22 protein-coding genes are annotated in these 20,767 nt (G+C 41.9%); 10 read left to right on the top strand and 12 right to left on the bottom strand.

All coding sequences use genetic code 11. The features are described from left to right. Nucleotides 1-3,186 precede the first annotated feature (3,186 nt). Together AC2JBO_RS30005 and AC2JBO_RS30000 are read right to left on the bottom strand one after the other, a co-directional pair. A complete protein-coding gene (locus AC2JBO_RS30005; RefSeq protein ID WP_496957291.1) occupies nucleotides 3,187-3,348 on the bottom strand; it encodes a hypothetical protein in 162 nt (53 codons plus the stop codon). 455 nt (nucleotides 3,349-3,803) lie between these two features. Beyond that, complete coding sequence (locus AC2JBO_RS30000) at nucleotides 3,804-4,904, bottom strand: S8 family serine peptidase (protein WP_496957290.1); 1,101 nt, start codon at nucleotides 4,902-4,904, stop codon at nucleotides 3,804-3,806. A gap of 173 nt (nucleotides 4,905-5,077) precedes the next feature. Here AC2JBO_RS30000 and AC2JBO_RS29995 point away from each other — a divergent pair, with 173 nt between their 5' ends. The 3 genes from AC2JBO_RS29995 (at nucleotide 5,078) to grxD (ending at nucleotide 6,482) form a co-directional block, all read left to right on the top strand. Continuing rightward, complete coding sequence (locus tag AC2JBO_RS29995; protein ID WP_496957289.1) at nucleotides 5,078-5,671, top strand: hypothetical protein; 594 nt, start codon at nucleotides 5,078-5,080, stop codon at nucleotides 5,669-5,671. 191 nt (nucleotides 5,672-5,862) lie between these two features. Next, nucleotides 5,863-6,114 carry a BolA family protein gene (locus AC2JBO_RS29990; protein WP_496957288.1) on the top strand — a complete coding sequence of 84 codons (252 nt, stop codon included), beginning with the start codon at nucleotides 5,863-5,865 and terminating at the stop codon, nucleotides 6,112-6,114. Between the two features lie 44 nt (nucleotides 6,115-6,158). Continuing rightward, nucleotides 6,159-6,482 (top strand): Grx4 family monothiol glutaredoxin, encoded by a 324-nt coding sequence (gene grxD / locus AC2JBO_RS29985; protein ID WP_496957287.1) that lies wholly within the window; start codon nucleotides 6,159-6,161, stop codon nucleotides 6,480-6,482. A 243-nt stretch (nucleotides 6,483-6,725) separates the two neighbouring features. Here the strand turns inward: grxD and AC2JBO_RS29980 are convergent, their stop codons facing one another. Then, nucleotides 6,726-6,980: a DUF6761 family protein gene (locus AC2JBO_RS29980; protein ID WP_496957286.1), complete on the bottom strand. Its 255-nt coding sequence runs from the start codon at nucleotides 6,978-6,980 to the stop codon at nucleotides 6,726-6,728. A gap of 584 nt (nucleotides 6,981-7,564) precedes the next feature. Here AC2JBO_RS29980 and AC2JBO_RS29975 point away from each other — a divergent pair. Continuing rightward, on the top strand, nucleotides 7,565-8,332 hold the full coding sequence (locus AC2JBO_RS29975; protein ID WP_496957285.1) for a response regulator transcription factor: 768 nt from the start codon (nucleotides 7,565-7,567) through the stop codon (nucleotides 8,330-8,332). 27 nt (nucleotides 8,333-8,359) lie between these two features. On the opposite strand, the gene AC2JBO_RS29970 is transcribed toward AC2JBO_RS29975, so the two are convergent. The 6 genes from AC2JBO_RS29970 to AC2JBO_RS29945 all read right to left on the bottom strand — a co-directional run bounded on the left by AC2JBO_RS29970 (nucleotide 8,360) and on the right by AC2JBO_RS29945 (nucleotide 11,776). Further along, nucleotides 8,360-9,109, bottom strand: coding sequence for an ABC transporter ATP-binding protein (locus tag AC2JBO_RS29970; RefSeq protein WP_496957284.1), 750 nt, complete (start codon nucleotides 9,107-9,109; stop codon nucleotides 8,360-8,362). A 117-nt stretch (nucleotides 9,110-9,226) separates the two neighbouring features. Next, the gene (locus AC2JBO_RS29965) at nucleotides 9,227-9,643 is read right to left on the bottom strand and encodes a type II toxin-antitoxin system VapC family toxin (protein ID WP_496957283.1); all 417 of its coding nucleotides are present in this window, start codon (nucleotides 9,641-9,643) and stop codon (nucleotides 9,227-9,229) included. Then, nucleotides 9,643-9,951 (bottom strand): type II toxin-antitoxin system HicB family antitoxin, encoded by a 309-nt coding sequence (locus tag AC2JBO_RS29960; RefSeq protein ID WP_496957282.1) that lies wholly within the window; start codon nucleotides 9,949-9,951, stop codon nucleotides 9,643-9,645. Before AC2JBO_RS29960 ends, AC2JBO_RS29965 begins: the two co-directional genes overlap by 1 nt. Before the next feature lie 92 nt (nucleotides 9,952-10,043). Next, nucleotides 10,044-10,601 (bottom strand): hypothetical protein, encoded by a 558-nt coding sequence (locus AC2JBO_RS29955; protein ID WP_496957281.1) that lies wholly within the window; start codon nucleotides 10,599-10,601, stop codon nucleotides 10,044-10,046. Between the two features lie 170 nt (nucleotides 10,602-10,771). Then, nucleotides 10,772-11,248: a DUF4079 domain-containing protein gene (locus AC2JBO_RS29950; RefSeq protein WP_496957280.1), complete on the bottom strand. Its 477-nt coding sequence runs from the start codon at nucleotides 11,246-11,248 to the stop codon at nucleotides 10,772-10,774. Between the two features lie 162 nt (nucleotides 11,249-11,410). Continuing rightward, nucleotides 11,411-11,776, bottom strand: coding sequence for a DUF1830 domain-containing protein (locus tag AC2JBO_RS29945; RefSeq protein ID WP_496957279.1), 366 nt, complete (start codon nucleotides 11,774-11,776; stop codon nucleotides 11,411-11,413). 507 nt (nucleotides 11,777-12,283) lie between these two features. On the opposite strand from AC2JBO_RS29945, the gene AC2JBO_RS29940 reads away from it, so the two are divergent. The 5 genes from AC2JBO_RS29940 (at nucleotide 12,284) to AC2JBO_RS29920 (ending at nucleotide 18,375) form a co-directional block, all read left to right on the top strand. Beyond that, complete coding sequence (locus tag AC2JBO_RS29940) at nucleotides 12,284-13,876, top strand: photosystem II high light acclimation radical SAM protein (protein ID WP_496957278.1); 1,593 nt, start codon at nucleotides 12,284-12,286, stop codon at nucleotides 13,874-13,876. 60 nt (nucleotides 13,877-13,936) lie between these two features. Continuing rightward, entirely contained in the window at nucleotides 13,937-14,203 is a 267-nt protein-coding gene (locus tag AC2JBO_RS29935; protein WP_496957277.1) for a hypothetical protein, read from the top strand. Between the two features lie 645 nt (nucleotides 14,204-14,848). Then, nucleotides 14,849-16,225 carry a DICT sensory domain-containing protein gene (locus AC2JBO_RS29930; protein WP_496957276.1) on the top strand — a complete coding sequence of 459 codons (1,377 nt, stop codon included), beginning with the start codon at nucleotides 14,849-14,851 and terminating at the stop codon, nucleotides 16,223-16,225. 7 nt (nucleotides 16,226-16,232) lie between these two features. Then, nucleotides 16,233-16,865 carry a pentapeptide repeat-containing protein gene (locus tag AC2JBO_RS29925; protein ID WP_496957275.1) on the top strand — a complete coding sequence of 211 codons (633 nt, stop codon included), beginning with the start codon at nucleotides 16,233-16,235 and terminating at the stop codon, nucleotides 16,863-16,865. A gap of 427 nt (nucleotides 16,866-17,292) precedes the next feature. Next, on the top strand, nucleotides 17,293-18,375 hold the full coding sequence (locus tag AC2JBO_RS29920; protein ID WP_496957274.1) for a WG repeat-containing protein: 1,083 nt from the start codon (nucleotides 17,293-17,295) through the stop codon (nucleotides 18,373-18,375). Here AC2JBO_RS29920 and AC2JBO_RS29915 read toward each other — a convergent pair. After that, nucleotides 18,370-19,182 (bottom strand): CPBP family glutamic-type intramembrane protease, encoded by an 813-nt coding sequence (locus tag AC2JBO_RS29915; protein WP_496957273.1) that lies wholly within the window; start codon nucleotides 19,180-19,182, stop codon nucleotides 18,370-18,372. The genes AC2JBO_RS29920 and AC2JBO_RS29915 overlap by 6 nt on opposite strands. 107 nt (nucleotides 19,183-19,289) lie before the next feature. Further along, a complete protein-coding gene (gene clpS / locus AC2JBO_RS29910) occupies nucleotides 19,290-19,571 on the bottom strand; it encodes an ATP-dependent Clp protease adapter ClpS (protein WP_496957272.1) in 282 nt (93 codons plus the stop codon). Between the two features lie 223 nt (nucleotides 19,572-19,794). Here clpS and AC2JBO_RS29905 point away from each other — a divergent pair, with 223 nt between their 5' ends. Further along, nucleotides 19,795-20,142, top strand: a complete 348-nt coding sequence (locus AC2JBO_RS29905) for a hypothetical protein (RefSeq protein ID WP_496957271.1) — start codon at nucleotides 19,795-19,797, stop codon at nucleotides 20,140-20,142. Nucleotides 20,143-20,288: 146 nt separating this feature from the next. Here the strand turns inward: AC2JBO_RS29905 and AC2JBO_RS29900 are convergent, their stop codons facing one another. After that, nucleotides 20,289-20,486, bottom strand: a complete 198-nt coding sequence (locus AC2JBO_RS29900; protein WP_496957270.1) for a hypothetical protein — start codon at nucleotides 20,484-20,486, stop codon at nucleotides 20,289-20,291. Nucleotides 20,487-20,767 lie beyond the last annotated feature (281 nt).

Raw genomic sequence — 20,767 nt, 5'->3', positions numbered from 1 at the left:
AAGGGATCCCTTCACACTGCTGGCCAGCACAGTGGTGAAGCAAGTCATTGGTGCTGCTGTGAGGACATGCATATGCACGCCTACGTTTGCTCAAGCAGCAATGTATGGTAAAGACAAGCTCTGCTAAGGTATACCGCTGGCCTCTTGATGGTTTCTCAATGCCTTTTTTAACGCCTTCGTAACACCTTCGCATAAGTGTTCAGAAACCCTGCAAGCCTTCGTATACTTTGAGAAGCCAGGCCCTGCTCCCATGCACCTTCTTATACGCGTATATGAAACATTATGCGAAGGTGATACGAAGACGCGTGTCGGTGCAGTGGTAGAAAGCGCAGCGGCGGGCTGGTGCCCAGACGACGCCTGTCTTGTACGCCAGCACGGTGTCACCAGAGCTGAACCCCTGGATGCCAAAAACGCTGCATCGACAGCATCATTGACCCCCACTACAGCAACAACAGTGATGAAAAGCAGAGCAGAACAATCTTCCAGCAGGCGCTGGCGTCAGGCAGCAAAAGAGGGCAGCTGCCTGCTGTGTGTTGCATGCCTCTTTTGCTGCCTGACGCCAGCGCCTGCTGGTAGATTGTCCTGCTCTGCTTTTCATCACTGCAGCAGCTAGCACTGCACTGCAGCTGAGCTGTCCCTGTACTGAGCTGTCAGTAAGCAGCACCCCCAACCAGCAGCAATCCCCCCTGTGTGCAGCAGAGCACCGGTGCTGGCGGTGATGGTGCAAGCACACTTTGTGGCAGAGTGATCCTCGCACACAAGCAGGGCATTGCAGGCAGGAGAGAGTAAGGGAGACAGGCTACACAAAGTTTGTTCGAGTTTATTACAAAACAACAAAACCAAAACCAAAACCGACAGCTGTGCCTACTGTGTGTCCTTCATCTGATGCATGGAAGAAGCAGGCACACTCGCTCACCTGCCGTATGCGCACAGGCACCTGCAGGCCTTGCCTCCCACCTGCTCTGCCTCACTCAACCGCGCCAAATTGGTGCAGCCGGTGTGGTTTCAGCAGTGCTTGCTGGGCAGCACAGCACACAGCGACTCGCCAAACGACACCATGGCCAGCTGCTGACTTGTCTGCTCAAGAATCATGCGTATGCAATCTTCCGTTGTTGCTGTACGGTTTGCGGCAATGCTTTGGTGCAGCAGCTGTGCTTGCTCTGTGAGCTTCTGCAGGAAAGTGCAGCTGCTGCTGCTGCTGCTTCCTTGCTGACTTGCTGCAGTTGACCCCTGCCCTGCTACTGCTGCTAGTGGTGGCTGCAACAGGGGCAGCTGGTGCTGGTAGCTGCAGCAGGGGCAGCTGCTGCAACAGCCAATTGACCACCATTTCGTAGCAATGCAGCGGCTCCTGCCACCTTGGCGCTGTTGGCCTGCCACTATGCTGCGCAAACATTCCTCTGTCAGGGGTTGCAGCAGCTTTCCAGATGACGCCAGCAACTGCGACACCAACAGCAACCACATTGCAGCTGACGCACTGTCACCACAGTTGCTGATTCCACCGTTGTCTGTGCCGTCACTGCCACTGCTGCTGCTACTTCCGGTATCACTGCTGCTTCTAGCAGATCTGCTGATGTTCCTGCCTGCCAGTGCTGTGGATGCTTAAAGCAGGTCCAACATTGTGCACAAGGCATGCAATGCGTCCAACTCTAACTTTGCTTGAACAGCAGTTAGTAGCGCCACTAACAAGCACAATACACAGCTGCAGCTGCAGGGCTGCTCTTAGAGGCCCTCAAAAGTTGTAAGGCTACACCCTGTGGAGATAATGTTGTGCCACAATATGTGACAATGGTGTCCTCCAAGCGTGTTCACCGTTGACGGATGGCGCCCTCCCATCCTTGACACCTCTGCTTTCCGGGCACCACAAATAGCCAGCTTCCTACTGCTGAGCATGGAGCTCCAGGTCTACAGCACTGAGGCAGTACTTGCAACAGTGAAGTACAGTACAGTACAGAATATACTTTACTGTACTGTACTGCACTGTACCGTATACATATGTACGTACTGCACTGTACTGCACTGTACTTTTGCATGTACCAGTACATGCAATTGTCACAGTGCTGTAGTTCCTGACACTTACTGCTATGCAGCAGGAACACATTACAAACCAGCTACAGCAAGCTGTGCTTGTGTTGAAGCAGTCAAGCAGTTGTATTCATTGACCTGGAGCCCGAGGCTTCCATGCTTTTGTGAAATGTCTTGCTTACGGACTGGCCGCAGTGCACCACCGCAAAAATCTGCCTCCATATGCCGTTTTTGTAGTTGCTGTGGATGTCACCGGCGCGTTCTGCCTGCCTTGGCAGTTGAAACTGTGGCAGGCCAGGTCACCAGCTAGGGTTTCAAAAAGAGGCAATCCAGTCGATTCCCGAGAGCGCCGTGATTTTCGACACTTATCAGACGATCTGAGGGTTGCTGGACGGCTGCAAGGAGCGCTGTACGCTTGATCCTTTCAGGCCGAGATAGTGACGATGGCTCTGATCACCTCGCAGTGTCAGGTGGCAAACGCACCAGTAAATCCCAGTCCTTATCACCGTTCCCAATGCCTGTCCAAGCACGAGCGCATCAAGCAGCAATTCCTACTGTGCACAGCAGCAGCTCCAAGCAGCGGCACCCCCAACTTGATCAGCCAAGATCGCCATCATGACAGGCCGTATGGTGGAAGCGGTGGATACGCTGCTAAACAAGATGGAGGTCGGCCACGAGGGCACACGGGCTGAATGTGAGTGTAGACATGCCGTGCTGTGCACATGCGCATGTGCAGTACAAGATGCCGTGGTGGCATTGGCATGATGCAGCAGGGATAGCAGGCATATGGTGGCAATGCTTTGCAACCATGGAAGTCAAACAGGCGTTTGCTGTTGATGATTTCTGCTTGCTCGGAGTGCAACGTCATGCAGTAATGCTCGCACTACAGCAGCGGTTGCATCTGCATTGCTTTCTGCGAGCCTTGCATTCGACGCCCCACACCTATACTGCTGTTACTGCCGCTGCATGACATGCATTGCCGTTCAAGCCAAGCTTTGCGCTCACATGGCGCTTATCAGTGTCATCAGACGCCCGCTTGGGGGACGATAGTCAGGCCTAGCTCTGCGGCTAACACTGCGGTGCAAAATCATCCACAACTATGAGCGGCACTGTCGCTGCTCACTCTGAAGTTGCATTGCTGTTACATTGCTGTACCATGCCTTTCTATGCTATCGATGCATCACCAAATACTGCTTCATGCCATGTTGGAACCTGTTGTCTGACCACCGCCAACTGTGATGCTGCTTGTGTCTGATCATACCTCAACAGGCGGCCCCACTGTTGCTGCCAAGACGCACCCAGATGCCAAGATGCATGCCGTGTCATGGATGGGCAGCAAGAACATGCAAGTCAAGGAGATCCCTCGCCCCATGGTCACAGATCCTGTGAGTACAAGGGTGTGCTGTCACAGCACACGTACGCACGCAAACTGTGCAGTGCGAAGCACATTTGTCAGGGGCAGGGTTCCAGCACAAAGCACGTGACGACGCCCGCAGCGCGCGCGCACAGGTTCATGCAAACAACGCTGGCTGCACAGCCGCAAGCCATGGGATACGGTGATGCGGGCTACAGCTCGGTAATCCCAAACGCACGGCAGAGGAAGTAGAAAGCAGGTCGTGAGAATGTTGTGCGCGGTCTGCCATCACCCTACCCTGTTGCTGTGTTCTGCACTCGCCTACGGCCACAGGACAAACGATGTGGTAGGGTATAAGGCAGGCTGTGTTTGGCCAATGCACTTGAGCACTCAGCATAGGGAAGGTTGGGGTTGGCATGGCTGATTTTTAGTACAAGTTGAAGGTTAGCTGTGTGCTTATTTGCTGCTGTTGCTGCTGCTGCTGCTGCTGCTGCTGCTGATGGCAAACTGTGCCTTTCTTGCACAGTGTCCAGGCACTCAAAGTCATACTGGTTCTTCTTGCTGCTTCTGCAATTTTTTTGCGGTTGATGTGCTGCATGTGACCACTAATTGGCATCAAAGCACATCCAGGTGCCACCCCAACAATACCCGTTCCATTTTCCTCAGCTACAGCTACCCCAGCACAAGCTGTTCCATGACTATTATCATTATCACTTGGTAGCGGCAAAAAATTATCATCCTTCAAGTTTCGTGGCGCCACAACTTTACCGCGACCTTGAAAGTCAGGATGGTTCAAGTCAAAAGAATCATCGACAACTGCCACGACTATCGAACGAACACCGTGCGTAATATCCCAAGCTTGTTCAATAGAAATATGTGAAGAAAGCGCCAATTCGTTCCCACCATTATTATTGAGATACCATTGCTGTGAATAAAGAGTGTCTTTCGGTTTATAATGCGGCTCTTGGCGGATGATTATATTTGGTTCAGCAATTAAAACTTCTGAGAGTGATTGTAATCGATTTGCAATTTTTATTGGATTTTCGGTAGCCTGTTTGCTGACTAAAAACACAAACGTGTTTGGCAACCCCTCAACAGCTTTATCTTGAACTAAGTTGAAAGTCGCAGCAATTGTCTTGATTTTAGCAGCATTAACTGGAGATGCAAATTGAATTGTAATTTGGTCGCTTAAATAAACAACCGTACCTGGATTATTCTGAATTTGGTAAATATGGCTGGCAAAGTCTACCAACGCATCCGCACGCGCACGTTGCATTGCCGTATCTAGCCCAGATGAACCAACTGTAAATACTTCTAGGTTTGCTCCTGGTATGCTGCGGCGCCAATTAGCCCAATTAACTTGTGATAAATCGATTGAAGATACATTACGACTCGGACGCACGGTAAAGCGGTCATTAACTTTTTCTAATATCAACTCTTCAGCACCGCGCTGTAGAATCATTCCCAAGTTACTTGCTGGGACACCCGAATTTGAAGAAGAATCGAAGGAATTGGTGTTTTGGGTCATAAGTGACGTGCGTAGGTAAGGGAACATGGTTCAATTATTTGTAAGTCTAAATATTATGACTTCCGTTGTATGTAGCTTTGCTTTGTCGAAAGCCAAAACAGAGTTAATATACCCTCAGCTCATTCATCACTGTTTCTCAATATTCTATTCAGTTGTCACACGAAAATATACTCATGAAAGAAGCTGTAACTGTTCCCTTGGTTCGCTTCACTTGTTTGTCGTTGATAGCGGCCCTTAGTCTGTTATCTCCAATTCATGCACAAGCGCAAACCCTGACCCCAAACTCTAACCAAGCGCAACCTATTGACCCCAACGACCCCAACAACTTGCGTCCATCTGGACAAAGCAGTGGTGTCTTGAGCATGGAAGGTGGGAAACGATTGATGTCTGAAGCAGAAACTGCCGTTTCTTCCCAAAACTATGATAGTGCAGTGAAGAAACTTCAAGAAGCCCGAGTTGTTTTCAATCAGCTATCTAATTTCTACCAAGAACTTACCGCTAGTTTTTCAGGTATCGATAATCGTATCGCTGATGTCCAGCGCAAAAAAGCACTCGAAAGCGCTCAAATGCGTGACCAAGCTACCTACCGACTTGCGCTCGTACACCGCGCCCAGAACAAACCTGAACTTGCTGTACCATTACTTGTACAAATTGTCAAAAGCCAAAACCCAACCCGGCAATTAGGTAAACAAGCTTACCAGCAACTATTAGAGTTAGGGTTTGTTGATGCTCCCTTTCCGCGTGGTAGCAGTACTTCTCAAAAATAACGCTCCTCGGCATCAATCGAGTCAAAGTGCATTATTATACCCCAAATTCTGGGCACCTCTTGCCCGTGGGGTGTTTTTTGATATCTCAAGTTTGATATCTCAAGTTTGATATCTCAAGTTTGATATCTCAATCAAACAAGCAGTAATAATTTTGTTAATAATAGATAATGACGTTTTGAGCAACCCGCGCGATGATTAGCGTTTCTCAAGTTGAAACAATGATTAAGGCTTCCCTACCTGATGCCCAAGTTGACGTACAAAGTCCAGATGGTGAGCATTTTGATGTAACTGTTGTTTCATCGCAGTTTGCAAATAAAGGTTTAGTACAACAGCATCAAATGGTGTATCGTGCTGTACAACAAGCTATGTCTAATGACGCAATTCACGCTCTAGCACTAAAAACATATACCCCTGAAGCTTGGCAGGCAACAAGCGCAAACTAACTTAATTCTTTACCATTAAAAAACAAACCATTCAAAGGAAAAACATGACACCTGAATTAAAAGAGCGTCTCGATAACCTGATTAAGCAAAACAAAATCATGGTATTCATGAAAGGCAATAAGCTCATGCCTCAGTGTGGCTTCTCTAATAATGTAGTTCAAATACTCAATTCTTTGGGTGTACCCTTCGAGACTATAGATGTTCTAAGCGATTATGATATACGCCAAGGTATAAAAGAGTACTCTGCTTGGCCTACTATTCCTCAAGTTTATATTAATGGAGAGTTCATTGGTGGCTCTGACATCCTGATTGAACTGTACCAAAAAGGCGAGTTACAGCAAAAGGTCGAAGTGGCACTTGCCTCGTAGTTAATTCAGGCGCCCCCATTAAATCGAGATTAAATCGATTCAGCTAAAAGCCCCAGTCGTGTATACAGTTGTTACCTGGCTGGGGCAAAAAACTTTTATTTAATTAAATCTAACTAAAAATTGAGCAATTGGAAAATTTCACACCATTGCCACTGTTGACTAAAGCAGATGATGTGTTATAATCATCTGCGTTGATGAACTATTGATTAATGTCTCGGTCAAAGCGCATTAATCAATGTCAGCTTAATAGTATCCGTGTTCCGGCTCAGGCTGCGTCATTGTCATCGTAAAATTAGATACATCATAAAGATAACGGGTGGCTTCCTCCTCCAAGCGATGAATCAAGTAAGGTTCAATGGCATTACTGTGTCGCAAGGCGGCTAAATAGCCATCCAAATACATCCGCATATCGTCCGTCCGATAGCCGCGATTCCATAACTCGACGAAGGCATCGGTTATTCTTTGATAGAAGCGGATGGTCTGTGTGTCTTGGAGCATAGCTGCTTTTAGAAATCCGTTTGGAATGAAAATTGTAGAATATTCAAGCTAAAAAGTGAAGTATTAATATCCTAGTGTGACATCAATTCATAGCTGACATATCCCCCTCTAAGAACACTTACAAGTATCTACAGTCTACCCCTATCCTATTCCAGAAGCAGAGGGCTAGGCTAATAGATAAAAGTTATTTTTATTATTATGCATGGAAAATCAATTATTGCATCCCAGAAATCATGGAATAATTGTAACTTTTTTTTCAGGTGGTCAGTGTGATTAATATGTATTTGGCACGATTACGCTGATCACACGTGTAAAAACGAACTTTTGCTAAAATAACTCGTTAAAACAAATAAATTTCACATACGGTTACTTACATTGAAAAGTTCCCTGAATTTGATTAAAAGTCATAAAAATTTAACAATTAGGCTGTATTCCGCTTTGGGTAAGGAATTGGCGGTTAGTTAACGATAATTTTAAGCATTTACTATAAGATTATTTGCAATGGGGGTAACAACGGTTACAAAACCCAACTGCTAGGCTTTGATACTTTGAAATTCTATAGACGTGCTAGGGGTCTTGCCACTGTGGGATCGGTTTGTATTGAAATCGTTGAGGGGAATCCCCACTTGAGGTCTTTGCTTGGTTGGCATTTGCAACAGCTTGACTATCGAGTGCATCAAGCTGCGAGTATTTATCAGGCTAGAGAAGTTTTTTTAAGCCATCAGCCAACGTTAATTATTCTTGATGCTGACTTATCGGACGGTGATGGTATTGAGTTTTGTCGTTGGTTAAACCGTCAACAGCAACCACTGATTTTGATGCTATCCGCGCGTAGTGCGGAAAGCGATATTGTTTGTGGGCTGAAAGCTGGCGCCGATGATTATCTGTCCAAACCTTTTGGAATGCAGGAATTTCTCGCGCGTACAGAAGCTCTAATTCGTCGTAAGCGCACTCCTGTGGCGCCTGCATATCTAGACTACGGGTCATTGCAAATTGATCTAGTCCAGCGTCGTGTCCGCTTTCAGGGAGAATTTATCGACTTAACACCCCAAGAATTTAGCTTGTTGTATGTTCTTGCACAAGCTAGCGGTGTACCACTAAGTCGCTCTGAATTACTGCGTCGTGCATGGCCTGATGCTATCGACAACCCCCGCACTATTGACACACACGTATTATCACTGAGGAAAAAAGTTGAACTCGACCCACGTCAGCCAAGTTTAATTCAAACAATCCGCAACGTAGGGTATCGATTTAATATGGAATTATTAAGTACGAATTTGACGAACTCACAAAAGGCGGCAAAAGAACGCTCTTTCCCAGTCCAAGCATCACCAGTAAGTATACCCAGGTAATTACACAAACTACAATAAACTACTTTCTTAAATAAAATCATCAAGAGCTTCGGCTTGGGAAATTAACTCTTTTAGTAGTTCCCAATTTATATCGCTTTTCGTTTGATTTGAAATCAGGCGCCCTTGTGATAAATGTATAACGCTGTCACAACTCGAAGCTATATCGAGTTGATGATTGACCATTAAAATAGTTGTATTTGTGAGTTGGGAAAGTGTTTGTAATAAGCTTTGTGTAGTGCCAACATCAAGGTTAGAAGTTGGTTCATCGAGCAATAGAACTTTGGGTTGAATAACTAAAGCGCGCGCAATAGCAACCAACTGCCGTTGTCCTACAGAAAGTTGTACCTCAGTTCTTCCCAACCAATCATCAGGGATGTGTAATAATTCAACCCATTGACTTACACGTTGAGTAATTTCAGCTTTGGGTAAACCACGCAAAATCAAAGGGTAAGACAAAGTATCTTTTACCGTCATACCCAGTAACCTTGACTCTTGCGGTACTAATACAACAGAAGAGCGTAATTTCTGTACAGGAATTTGAGAATAATCTTGATTCTCAAAATAAATCTTACCGCTAGTCGGTGTACTTAAACCATTTAACAAACGTAGTAAAAATGTTTTGCCTGCACCAGTTGGCCCGACAATAGCAACGCGGGCGCCTGTGGGTACTTCAAATGAAATATCTTTAAGAATAGAGTATCCTGGTAGATTCTCTTTAGTTTTGACATTCAGCTTGGTATTCAAGCTAACTTGTTCAAGCTTAAGAATAGTTTGCATTTTGATGCTCTTCGTATTAAGCACGTAGAGTGCTTAAAAAATTACACTAGTAAATATTTTTACCACAGAGGCACAATTAATCGTGTCTGTACAAAAATTTAAAATTGGCGCCATCTTCTAAATAGTCCAATCTTCAATGATTAGTTCTGGGACTTTGTTAAAATCTTGTAGGTTTCTTGTCAAAATAACAGCGTTGTTTGCTAAGGCAATAGAGGCAATACGTAAATCTTGAGTACCTATACGAATACGTTGTGCCTTGAGTGATTGGTAAATGCCTTCAGATTTTAAATCATACTGAAGAATATTAAATACAGACAGCACCATAACCGTTTCTACAAGTCGCTGATAAGCACTTGATCTAGTAACAGCCTCTTTTGCTTCTGCTATTTGGGCTAAACGCCCCCTTAACTGTTCTTCTACGTTGATAGCAGTTGTCGTCAGCAGAATTTTTGATGCTGAAAGTTTTGTAATCAGAGTTGGATGATTTCTTCCGTAAAGACTAAGGTGGTCTGTATCTAAAATGTAAATCGTCATCACTCATCCACCGTAGCATTTGATTCTTTGCGAATGGTAGCGAGTTTCTCCATAAAATCATCGAATGTTGGGTCTGAAGCAAATATTCCCGCGTATTTCATCTGGTTTGTATTTTGATTCGCCTCTTTTTGGGCATCTACTTCAATTGTTACAAATTTACCTTTCGCTAATTGTGCTTCTAAAGCAGATTTTACGTTAGAAATTGCTTCTTCCTCGGTTTTTCCTTCAACGGTCAAATTTGGTATTCCTAGCACGGAAGCTACAAAGTGCTGTTCAGATTCATTTTTTACAAAAACTTGATATTGCATTTTACGACTTTTCCATTGTTTTCAATTTGTTTAACGAACGTTTGTTCATTTAATTTTCTTTCTCTGTGAACTCTGTGTCTCTGTGGTAAAAATCATTGTCCTAAAGCAGTAGTGATTGTCCAAGCGTCAACTAATAGAAGTAGTGTTGTAAATGCTAATAAAATTACATACATCCAAGGTTGTGCGAGCGGATACACATCTTTTGTATCAATACCAGTTTTTTCTTGGACTAGGTTTAGTAAACGCGCGAAACCTGCTATTCGCATTGGCAATAAGTAAGCTTTATCATCTTTACTCAGAAAATAATAAACTAAACCACCTTGACCAGTAGTACGGGGTTTTAGTTCTTTAACTTGTAACCACGGTAATGACCATCCTTTGCGGAAAAAGCGTGGCACCCAATTGGGGTATGTTACTTGAATTGATTCGTTATCAACAACAACTCGTTCGCACAGTACTGCGTACAAACCTATTAAACCAATGCTAATCCCTAGCCATAGTAATGCGGGAGGTGTTGGCGCCTTAGTTGCTTGGGCTAAAAAAGGTAAAGGAACGGTTAGTGCTACGTATAAGCACAAAAGAGTAATTCTAATTAGGGGTGATAGACGAAAAATTACTGTTTGTGTACTTGTGGAGTTTGTTGTTGTCATAATCAAAATCGCTGCTCTACATATATATCGTAACGACTTTGCCGTGGTATGTTGTAGCATATCTGTCCCAGATGTGCGTCCGGTCAGGCGAGACGCCTAACCTACCAGAACTATTGACATAGACCACTAGTTTTTTTATGTGGTGACTCTTGGTGAAGATTAGGGGTGTACTAAGGTAAATATTTTTGTACTACGTTCCAGCCTGTTAGGGAAACCCAGGCAAAGGCAAAGAATAAAATCAGATTAGTGCCTATGTGTACAGGTCTTGCCCAACGATGGTTGGCGCCATTTATTTGTGTGGCGCTGAAAGCAGAAATTAATACTAAAAATACTACTATTAACCCAGCAACTAGGTGTGAAGAATGTCCTAGGGTTCCGAAGTGACCTAATGTGCCAACTATACCTATAGCTAAAAGTAATAGTACTAGCGCTACCATACAGGCGCCTATTACATAATGAAATAAACGCATAGCACCTGTTCTATCGGTAAATACACCACTAAAGCTATTGCTAAATAGAGGTTTTTGTGCATTGCGAGTGTAAAACATCCACACACCTGACACCGCTAGGAAAAAGTAAGCTAGTACGGATAACCCCATTGACCATGCTGCAATTTTCCATAACCAAATAAACGAAGGCAAATTCATAAGTAGGGTGCGTGAAGGCCATAACAATACTTAAACGAAGCTAGCATCTAATAGCCTTCACGCACCTGACCAACAAGTTATAAATTACTAATTGAATAAAATAGGGCTGCTACAGATAGCAACCCTTAATGATTGAAAATCATTTTCTCTTAGGAATTGATACTAAACTAAGGCTTTTAAAGGTTTTGTCGTATCTCCAGATTTTGTCTGAATTGGCAATACATTTGTTTTGTTATTGATATCCACTGGTTCAAAGTTACCACCATCATCATTATCATCGACAGAAAGACGATTACACGGAATGTTATCCGAAATAATTGCACTTGCCATCATTCCTGTGTGAATTTCTAAATGAGCTTCACTTGGTGCTTCAAAAACCAGTCTTTGTCCCGGAAAAACAACCCGTTCAAAGTACCAGTTAGGAACATCTGAGATGCGTGCCACTTGTATTTTACTAGTGGCATTCACGTAACAGCAGAGAATCTTTCCAGATTGCTCAGGTGGTAAGGAGTCTAATATTTGAGCCATAACACGCGCTCGAAGCTTTACGCCACAATTTTACATTACAGATGCCAAGCTAACACTGGGTGATCCCCACATGCTGTAACTGTGAATACCAACTTCAATATTCGATTGCAAATCTACCTAAAGACATAAAATACACGTAAAGCGTTTGTCTTGGTAAAAGTATATTTATGAAATTTTCGTAAAAATATATGCCTTTTACGCAATTATACACTAACGAATACAGTTTTTTCACAACACGAAAAATCACTCTTGATGCATTGTATTCACTGATGTTGACCATTAAGTACGTCAATACCGAGGTTATATATAGTTAGAGGCGCCGGAGCTATTACATGAAGGTAAATAACATTGAAATTGTTCGAGCAATACTTTTGTTCTGACTGATAATCACTATTAATCGATTTGTCAAGTAAAATAGGAGTAGATTACATAAATCAAAATAAATTTAAACTTTTATTAAACTTTTATATAGAATTACTCACTCTACCCCTCAAAACCAAAGTCCAGATGGAAGTTAAAACCGAGCAATATACGAACAAGCGAATACTTTACGTTCGCCTTCCTTGTAACCCCATCTTTCCGATTGGGGTCGTTTATCTATCAGACCATGTTCACAAGCAGTTTCCCAATATCGAACAGCGGATATTTGACTTAGGAACTGTACCACCTTTGGATTACACTTCGGCTTTAGACCGTTGTATTGATGAATTTAAACCGACTTTGCTCGTGTTTTCATGGCGGGATATCCAAATTTACGCACCAGTTGGTGGACGTGGTGGCAACCCACTCCAAAACGCCTTTGAATTTTACTATGCCAAAAATCTGTTTATTAAATTACGCGGCGCCTTGGGTGGTTTACGAATTTTTATCGCTTACTACGTTGAGTTGTGGCGTAATATTGGACTCGTCAAGCGGGGGTTGAAGCGCGCGCAGCAATATCAACCCGAAGCTAGAGCTATGGTCGGTGGTGGCGCCGTTAGTGTATTTTATGAACAATTAAATAAAAGCTTACCAAAAGGTACAATTGTTTCGATTGGTGAAGGTGAAACGCTTCTAAGTAAATTATTAAGCGGTGAAGAGTTTCGCGACGAGAGATGTTACGTTGTTGGAGAGCAGGAACCGAGAAAACGTTTAATTCACGAACAACCAACTCCACTCGAAAAAACAGCCTGTAATTACGACTATATAGAAACCATTTGGCCTGAGTTCAACTACTACTTGTCCGAAAAAGACTTTTATATTGGTGTACAAACCAAACGCGGTTGCCCACACAACTGTTGTTATTGCGTTTACACCGTAGTTGAAGGTAAACAAGTGCGTATTAACCCAGCAGACGAAGTTGTGGCTGAAATGCGTCAGCTATATAACAGAGGAGTTCGTAACTTCTGGTTTACCGATGCCCAGTTCATCCCCGCGCGTAGATTTATTGATGATGCTATTGAGTTATTACAGAAAATCGTAGATTCTGGAATGACTGATATAAATTGGGCAGCATACATTCGTGCGGATAACGTTACACCTGAATTATCCGACTTGATGGTCAAAACCGGGATGAACTATTTTGAAATCGGTATAACCAGCGGTTCACAAGAACTCGTGCGGAAAATGCGAATGGGTTATAACCTACGTACAGTTCTACAAAACTGTCGTGACTTAAAAGCTGCTGGTTTTAATGACGTAGTATCTGTAAACTACTCGTTCAACGTCATTGACGAACGACCCGAAACTATTCGTCAAACCATTGCATATCATCGCGAACTCGAAAAGATATTTGGCGCCGACAAAGTAGAACCTGCTATTTTCTTCATTGGTTTACAACCTCATACGCACCTTGAAGAATATGCTTTCAAAGAAAATATTCTTCAACCAGGTTACGACCCCATGAGCTTAATGCCGTGGACAGCCAAGAAACTACTGTGGAACCCCGAACCGCTTGGTTCCTTCTTCGGTGAAGTTTGTTTACAAGCTTGGAACCGAAACCCCAACGACTTCGGACGCGAAGTGATGAAAATCTTAGAAGAACGTTTGGGATGCGCTCCTTTGGAAGAAGCACTATCGGCGCCTATCGAGAACAAACAAAAACAACTAGTAGGTGTTTAATCCTAATGTAGAGACGTGATTAATCACGTCTCCATTAATGATTGTGTTTAAATTTGTAATATGAATGGATTTATAAAACTAACGAATTTCCTCAACCAGTTGGAAAGATATAAGATACACTATACGTTAGCTCATCATCGGGAAGAAGCGATAATGGTGATAGTGGCAATTCCTGGTCAACGCTGGGAAATAGAGTTTTTTAATAATGGTTCTATTGAAGTAGAAAGGTTTATAAGTAGCAGTAATGAAATTGAGGGAGAAACTACTTTGAATGAATTGTTTGCTGCCTATATTGATGATACAGAGGTTTTAACTGTATTAAGTTAAAGAATTGATTGAGGAAATATCTTCTTTCCCGTGCTTCCAAAGTAAGTAGTCGATGTACTTATTTACTTCTTTTACTAAATAATCTGGCATTTAGCTTATCTTCGCAATAGTTTTATTATGAATACTCATATTTAACTGATAATTGAAGCTTTATATTGTAATTGATTTGAATATTATAGCTATTTTATAGATAGTGGTCTGTGTCATTAATTCTGGGGTGTAGGCGCCTGACTTTAACTCTCTTAACTCTTGTCTCTGTGTCTCTGTGGTAACAAATATATTACACCAAAATTAATGACATGAACCAATAGTGGTCTGTGTCATTAATTCTGGTGTGTTGTAGCATATCTGTCCCAGATGTGCTTCCGGTCAGGCGAGACGCCTAACCTACCAGAACTTATGACATGAACCAATAGTGCTTCATATGATTAATTTTGGTGAGTTGTATGTGAGGCATAGCCCACCTACTATCGTCACAAAATTATCAAAATTTCGACACATTGTTCTGCGGTACAAGCCATCAAAATTAATCTCATGCAACACCAATAGGCGCCGTATATATAAATATTGTTTCATCGGTAAAGAACGTTTATATTTATTTATATACATCCCAGGCGCCCCATAAAGGTTATTTTCACTACTACCATGCTCGAAGGCTCTATTTTACAAAAACTTGAAGCTAATCATCGTCATAGTAAACGACCGATACGATTCGGTGTGTATTTTAAAAACACTTTGGTTTCGCTATGTCATGCTTTGGAAGACCATATATTAAACGACGATAGCAAACCCCTAGTAATTACGGCTTTCCAACAGGGTAAGTGGTATTTGCAAGAAGCTGAACGATATGCAGATATTACCAAAAACGCTCGACATGTTGTAATCATGGCGGCGCCCGATAGCGGATGGGCAGAGCATCCCACCAGTCAACTACTTAATGTTGACTTGGTAGCACTCGACACTAAAGACCCAGTGGCAGAGGAATGGCATTTAATTATTCTGTCTCCACAATACACAGCAATGGTTCTTTGTCAAGAACTTTCCGAGTCAGATTATGGAGTAGCGGGAATCCCTCAAAACGATTTAGAAAGAAAATTTTACGGGTTGTGGACATTTGAGCCAGAACTAGTCAAAGAAACTGCCGAGGTAGCAATTTCTCATATAAATACCTATAACCCCGAACTAGGACAAAAGTTATTTGAGTATCAAAGTGCAATTCAGACACACGCTGCTACACCCGAAGATTTAAATGCAGTTGTCTCGCGCGTCGTTGACTATCTACAAACAGGGCAGAAAAATACAAAAGTACAACTTCTAGACAATAACTTAGTATCCAACGAAATCCAAGCATTTCTACGGATGGCGCAAATAATGGACTTCTCGGATATTACAAACCCAATGGCAGCATCCGAAGTTGTGGCACTCGCTGAAACAATGGGGCAATTACTTGATTTACCAGCATGGCAAATTAAGCGTTTGCGTCTTGCTGCTTTACTACACCGTATCGACCCATTACAACGTGCCCAAAGTGTATTGACAACTACCTATCATCGCTACCAAGAAGACGCACCGAGTAGTCCCCTGACTTGCCCTTTAGTACCCGGAGCCCAAGTATTACGAACAATGCCAAGGTTACGTGCCATAGCTCAAATTATTGCCCATCAAACCGAATGGTGGAATGGCACTGGGGAACCAGCAGGTTTAGCGGGTGATGAAATTCCTTTAGAATCAAGAATTTTAGCTTTATTATCAGACTTTCAGTTGAGAGTAAATCATAAAAAATCTATTGGCGGTATAAATACTCAAGAGATATTTACTCAAGTATTAGAAGAATGTAGGCAACAACAATCGACACGTTTCGACCCGAAATTAATCGAAGCTCTAACATTACTCGTCATGGGTTTACAACAAGGACTCGAAATACCTTTGCTGGCACCAAAAACTAGTGCTGGAATGTGGTTGCTCGATTCTCGATTAGAAAGTGAAAATAAAGCAAGCCAAGAAATAATTTCTCGTACATAAATCGCAAATGAATATAGAAGCAATTCGTAACGGCACACTCAAAAATGTTGCAGGTAGTGATTTAGAAGACGAGGATTTATCGAATCTAGATTTAACGCGCATTTCTTTAATGGGCGCCACTTTAGTTGGAGTTAACTTTCAAAATTCTAAACTAGAAGGTGGGCACTTAGAAGGAGCGAATTTAATGGGTGCCAACCTTAAGCGAACCGACTTACGGGCAAACTTAATGGGCGCCAATTTAATGCAAGCTGATTTAACAGGTGCTGACTTGCGTGGTAGTAATTTACGCGGTGCAAATTTAATGAGTGCCAGACTTAGTGATGTATCACTTGCAGGAGCATTTCTAAGTGGTGCCAACCTCATGAACGTCAACTTACAAGGGGTAGACCTACGTGGTGCAGATTTACGCGGTGTAAATCTTACAGGCGCCAACCTAAAAGGTGCAGATGTAAGCCGTGCAGATTTACAAGGTGCTAATTTAAGTGAAGCTAACCTAGAAGAAACTGACCTACGCGGAGCAAACTTAGCAGGAGCTAACTTAACTGGAGCTAACTTACTTTGTGCCGAACTTGAAGGAGCAAATCTAAACGGTGCCAACCTAGATAAAGCCTGCCTAACCGGAACACTAGCCCAAAAGTAAATTTGGCATCTTGTGTAATATATCTCTCTTGTGGAATAGGCATCCCTGCCTGTTCCAAATATAAAACAAAAAGTTAGAATAAACCTGAAATAATAATTAAATAAGTAACGAATTAATTTACTTTACTCTCGTTTAATAACACTAAATGCATCATCAGCTATGTAAGCAGTATACAAAAATTTATGGAGCAAGACTTATATCGCATTCCCAATTGATTTGTAAAAAATAATGTTGTTGTAACGAACCGCAAAGTACGCAAAGTACGCCAAGAGAAGAAAAGAAAAGGAGAAAAATGGGCTAACTTTCCACAAGAAACATTTAGCTTTTAACAAAGTAATAAAAAATACATACATATATACGAAATATTACTCAAATAGTTTTGTTAAACCTTGTGGCAAGCTGGATATATATTTAATAGATGTATATCATGGCACTGTTTTACAAGCAATTACTACTTAAATCATTTCAGCTAGGGGTTACAGGATTTCTTGTTGCTACTGTTCCCCTGATGACTTTATCATCTACATTGGCGAATACTCCTATCTCGTTCGAGACGAAAGCGCAAGACCAAGGCAGAAAAATTCCCTTTTACCGTATACCAGCAAGATTTTACAACGGTTCGCAGTTCTCCGAAGGTTTGGCGCCTGTCCGTGTTGGTAAGAAGTACGGTTTTATTAACAAAAGGGGTAAACTTATTATTCAAGCTAATTTCGATGAAGTTTTAGATTTCTCTGAAGGTTTGGCAGCAGTCAAGCTGGACTCCAAGTGGGGTTACATAAATAGAGAAGGTAGATTTAGGATTTTACCGCAACTTGAAGAGCCGAATTTCTTTAGTGATGGACTTGTGTCTGTAAAAGTTGGCGATAAGTACGGATTTATTAATCGACAAGGTAAAGTTGTCATTCAACCATACTTCCAGGAAGTTACCTCTGGGTTTAACGCTGGTTTGGCAGCAGTTAAGTTAGATGAAAAATACGGTTATATAAATAAACAGGGTCAATTTAGTATTCCTGCACAGTTTGAAGGCGCCTTTTTGTTTAAAAATGGTTTAGCTGCAGTAAAATCTGGTGGAAAGTGGGGATTTATCAATAAGAGTGGTAAATTTGTTATCCAACCGCAGTTTGATGAGGCAAATTTCTTTCGAGATGAACTAACACCTGTGAAGATGGGTGAAAAATACGGTTTTATCAACAAACAAGGTAAATTTGTAATTGCCGCTCAATTTGATGGCGCCACTGAATTTAATTCGGACTTAGCAAAGGTTAAAGTTGGCGAGAAATATGGCTATATAAACCGTGAAGGTAAAATTATCATAGAACCAACATTTGAAGATGCCACTGCTTTTAGTGAAGGGTTAGCTCAAGTTAAAGTCGGCGCCAAATGGGGTTATATAAATAAAAGTGGTGAATTAGTCATTGAACCACAGTTTGATGAAGTTCGCCGCTTTTCTGAAGGTGTCGCAAATGTTTGTGTCAGCGGTAAATGTGGTTTTATCCGTAATCCTTTATAACCTAGAGCGCATTCGTAATGCTAATACTGCTAAAAAACTTAATCCCATGATACCAGCCAAGGGATTATCGTTTACTCCTGTTACCCATACAGGAACGGTGCCTGTATATGTAATTAATTTACCGACATTAATAACGTACCATCCCCAAATTAACCCGGCATGAATACCAATTGCTAAACCTAAACGTCCTTTACAACTGCGCTTTGCCCATATACAAACTAAGGCTAAAAGCAATAAGCCTAAAAACTGAGGTGATGTACGAATAATTTCAGGTATCGGTTTAATAAAGTGTGATACTGGAAAAATGATTGCCACTGCCCAAAGTACTACATTTGGTTTATAGTCGCGTTCTAATTCATCGTATAAAAAGCCGCGAAAGAATAATTCCTCAGCGAGCCCTGTTCCAAATGCTGTAGGTATAGCTTCGATAATAAATCTTAATATTCCAGAATTAGCTTGGCGCCATTCTAACCAACCGAATAATCCTTGAACAATAAATAATAGCTCGATACTAATTAACCCTATCGCCAAACCCCGCAATAGTTCAACACCATTTTTTTGAGAAAATTCTAAACCAAGGTGCTTATATATTTTCGGTATAGAGTGAACCAATTTCCCCCAGAACGGTAGAAAAATAAAAAATTCAATTGCCAATAGCCCCATTGTTAAAATGGTGACTAAATTAGCATCGTGCAAAAGTAAATATACTGGTGCCGAAATTGGTAGCCATATTGTAGCTAAACAAGCGAGAAAGCCGAAAATGCGGACAGGGGCTGGGTATTGGGCTAGCAATTTGAGATTAATCATACCAAGTTATTCATATTTAAACGAAGCGTACACTCAAATGGACGCTCCGTTTAAAGTATTTTTGATTCTTGGAATGACGAAAACTTGGAATATCCGGTTTCCTAACCTTACTCGTCTGGTTCAATGGTGCTACTCAAACCATGACCTTTTAACGTTTCACAATAAAACTCAGCATGTTCTTGCGCGCAAGTGATAACTAGAGCAAGTCCATTGGTATGGGCTTCCATCATGATGCTGACAGCTTGCGGTTGTGTAAGACTTGCTACTGTTTTCATAAGAGCTTGCACCACGTGCTCCATTGAGTTGAAATCGTCGTTGTGAAGCAAAACGCGATATCGAGGCGCCAGCTTTCGGGTTGTTGAAGTTTTTTCAATGGTTTCTACTGACACAGTTCTTAACTTAGGTTATTCAAATACTACAAGATGTACTTTGTACGGGGAAAGCTTAACACTTATTTACCATTCTAGATCATCAAACTCGTATCGGCTCACCACAACTCAAATTATTAAGTAAATACCAGTTGATAACCACGTTATAATAGTGTAGACTAATATAGGACTATTTTGTATCTACCATAAGGCTAGTCAGTATAGTCTGCGTCTCTAGATAGATATGCACAAAAACCTAGATTTTCAAACAGGACAAATACTATTCTTGGAATGTAGGCAAGAGCGACTATACACTGAAGTTATTCAAGTCGTAACAGAGCGACAGTTATGCTGGGTTCGTCCGCTATTTCTCGCTGATTTTCAGAACGAGCCTGCTACAATTACTGATTTACGCTCTAGCTCAGATTTACTATGGTCATCAAATTTGTTTCAACCTGCTTTGGATGTTGAAGTCATATCGTTTTTTAGCGTTCTCTTGGCTAAAGAATCTGAGCAAAACCTTGAAATAACAGCAAAAAAACAGCTTCATCGATTTATTCAACAGCTTTGGCGCCAACATTCATATTTGTAGGCATTGATTACAAAATAATCTAACTAAAACCCTTCCAAAGCTTGTACTCTGGAAGGGTTTTGCTTTAGGCTATCCATAACTAAATTTTATGTATACAATCGAAAAAAAGTAACTTTGGAGAGGAAGTAGATTTACATCCAAACTGGTTACATCCAACTGGCAACAAGTTGAATTCGACCTGCATCCATTTCAGCCATAAGCAATTCCAATGCTTCATAGTCTACATCGGAAATGTGACCCATTTCAGTTAACTCATAATTAATCTCGTTTTCTATCTCTGGAGTTAGTTTTTTTATGTTCAGAGCTTTTTCCACAAGCTGACGAATCCCGTATTTCGTTCTCATTTTTGCATATTCCTTAGATTGTTGATTATTTTATATTAGTCATTATCTCAGTCATGGGTTTGTATAAAAAGTGATTTCAGTATGGGTTAGCAGTGATTCAAATCACAACGACTATATTGCCCATTTAACCCATTTATTAAGTTTGTGTGGCATTATATCTTAATAAAATTATATTCGATATATGCTTTGACCCAGTACTATAAAACAGGAGTAAATACCGTACACTTAAGTTGTCAAAGCTTTACAAAGCTTAAATTTGTACACGTAAAGTGATTTTATGA

This window comes from Calothrix sp. CBUCES-K 9914 (assembly GCF_059640475.1).
The sequence above is the reverse complement of the archived record's forward strand: the minus strand, read 5'-3'. Positions and strand labels throughout refer to the sequence as shown.

Coding starts and splice junctions, on each gene's coding strand:
- AC2JBO_RS30005 (WP_496957291.1), bottom strand. CDS start 3,348: ATGACACGGCATGCATCTTGGCATCTGGGTGCGTCTTGGCAGCAACAG.
- AC2JBO_RS30000 (WP_496957290.1), bottom strand. CDS start 4,904: ATGACCCAAAACACCAATTCCTTCGATTCTTCTTCAAATTCGGGTGTC.
- AC2JBO_RS29995 (WP_496957289.1), top strand. CDS start 5,078: ATGAAAGAAGCTGTAACTGTTCCCTTGGTTCGCTTCACTTGTTTGTCG.
- AC2JBO_RS29990 (WP_496957288.1), top strand. CDS start 5,863: ATGATTAGCGTTTCTCAAGTTGAAACAATGATTAAGGCTTCCCTACCT.
- grxD (WP_496957287.1), top strand. CDS start 6,159: ATGACACCTGAATTAAAAGAGCGTCTCGATAACCTGATTAAGCAAAAC.
- AC2JBO_RS29980 (WP_496957286.1), bottom strand. CDS start 6,980: ATGCTCCAAGACACACAGACCATCCGCTTCTATCAAAGAATAACCGAT.
- AC2JBO_RS29970 (WP_496957284.1), bottom strand. CDS start 9,109: ATGCAAACTATTCTTAAGCTTGAACAAGTTAGCTTGAATACCAAGCTG.
- AC2JBO_RS29965 (WP_496957283.1), bottom strand. CDS start 9,643: ATGACGATTTACATTTTAGATACAGACCACCTTAGTCTTTACGGAAGA.
- AC2JBO_RS29960 (WP_496957282.1), bottom strand. CDS start 9,951: ATGCAATATCAAGTTTTTGTAAAAAATGAATCTGAACAGCACTTTGTA.
- AC2JBO_RS29955 (WP_496957281.1), bottom strand. CDS start 10,601: ATGACAACAACAAACTCCACAAGTACACAAACAGTAATTTTTCGTCTA.
- AC2JBO_RS29950 (WP_496957280.1), bottom strand. CDS start 11,248: ATGAATTTGCCTTCGTTTATTTGGTTATGGAAAATTGCAGCATGGTCA.
- AC2JBO_RS29945 (WP_496957279.1), bottom strand. CDS start 11,776: ATGGCTCAAATATTAGACTCCTTACCACCTGAGCAATCTGGAAAGATT.
- AC2JBO_RS29940 (WP_496957278.1), top strand. CDS start 12,284: ATGGAAGTTAAAACCGAGCAATATACGAACAAGCGAATACTTTACGTT.
- AC2JBO_RS29935 (WP_496957277.1), top strand. CDS start 13,937: ATGAATGGATTTATAAAACTAACGAATTTCCTCAACCAGTTGGAAAGA.
- AC2JBO_RS29930 (WP_496957276.1), top strand. CDS start 14,849: ATGCTCGAAGGCTCTATTTTACAAAAACTTGAAGCTAATCATCGTCAT.
- AC2JBO_RS29925 (WP_496957275.1), top strand. CDS start 16,233: ATGAATATAGAAGCAATTCGTAACGGCACACTCAAAAATGTTGCAGGT.
- AC2JBO_RS29920 (WP_496957274.1), top strand. CDS start 17,293: ATGGCACTGTTTTACAAGCAATTACTACTTAAATCATTTCAGCTAGGG.
- AC2JBO_RS29915 (WP_496957273.1), bottom strand. CDS start 19,182: ATGATTAATCTCAAATTGCTAGCCCAATACCCAGCCCCTGTCCGCATT.
- AC2JBO_RS29905 (WP_496957271.1), top strand. CDS start 19,795: ATGCACAAAAACCTAGATTTTCAAACAGGACAAATACTATTCTTGGAA.
- AC2JBO_RS29900 (WP_496957270.1), bottom strand. CDS start 20,486: ATGAGAACGAAATACGGGATTCGTCAGCTTGTGGAAAAAGCTCTGAAC.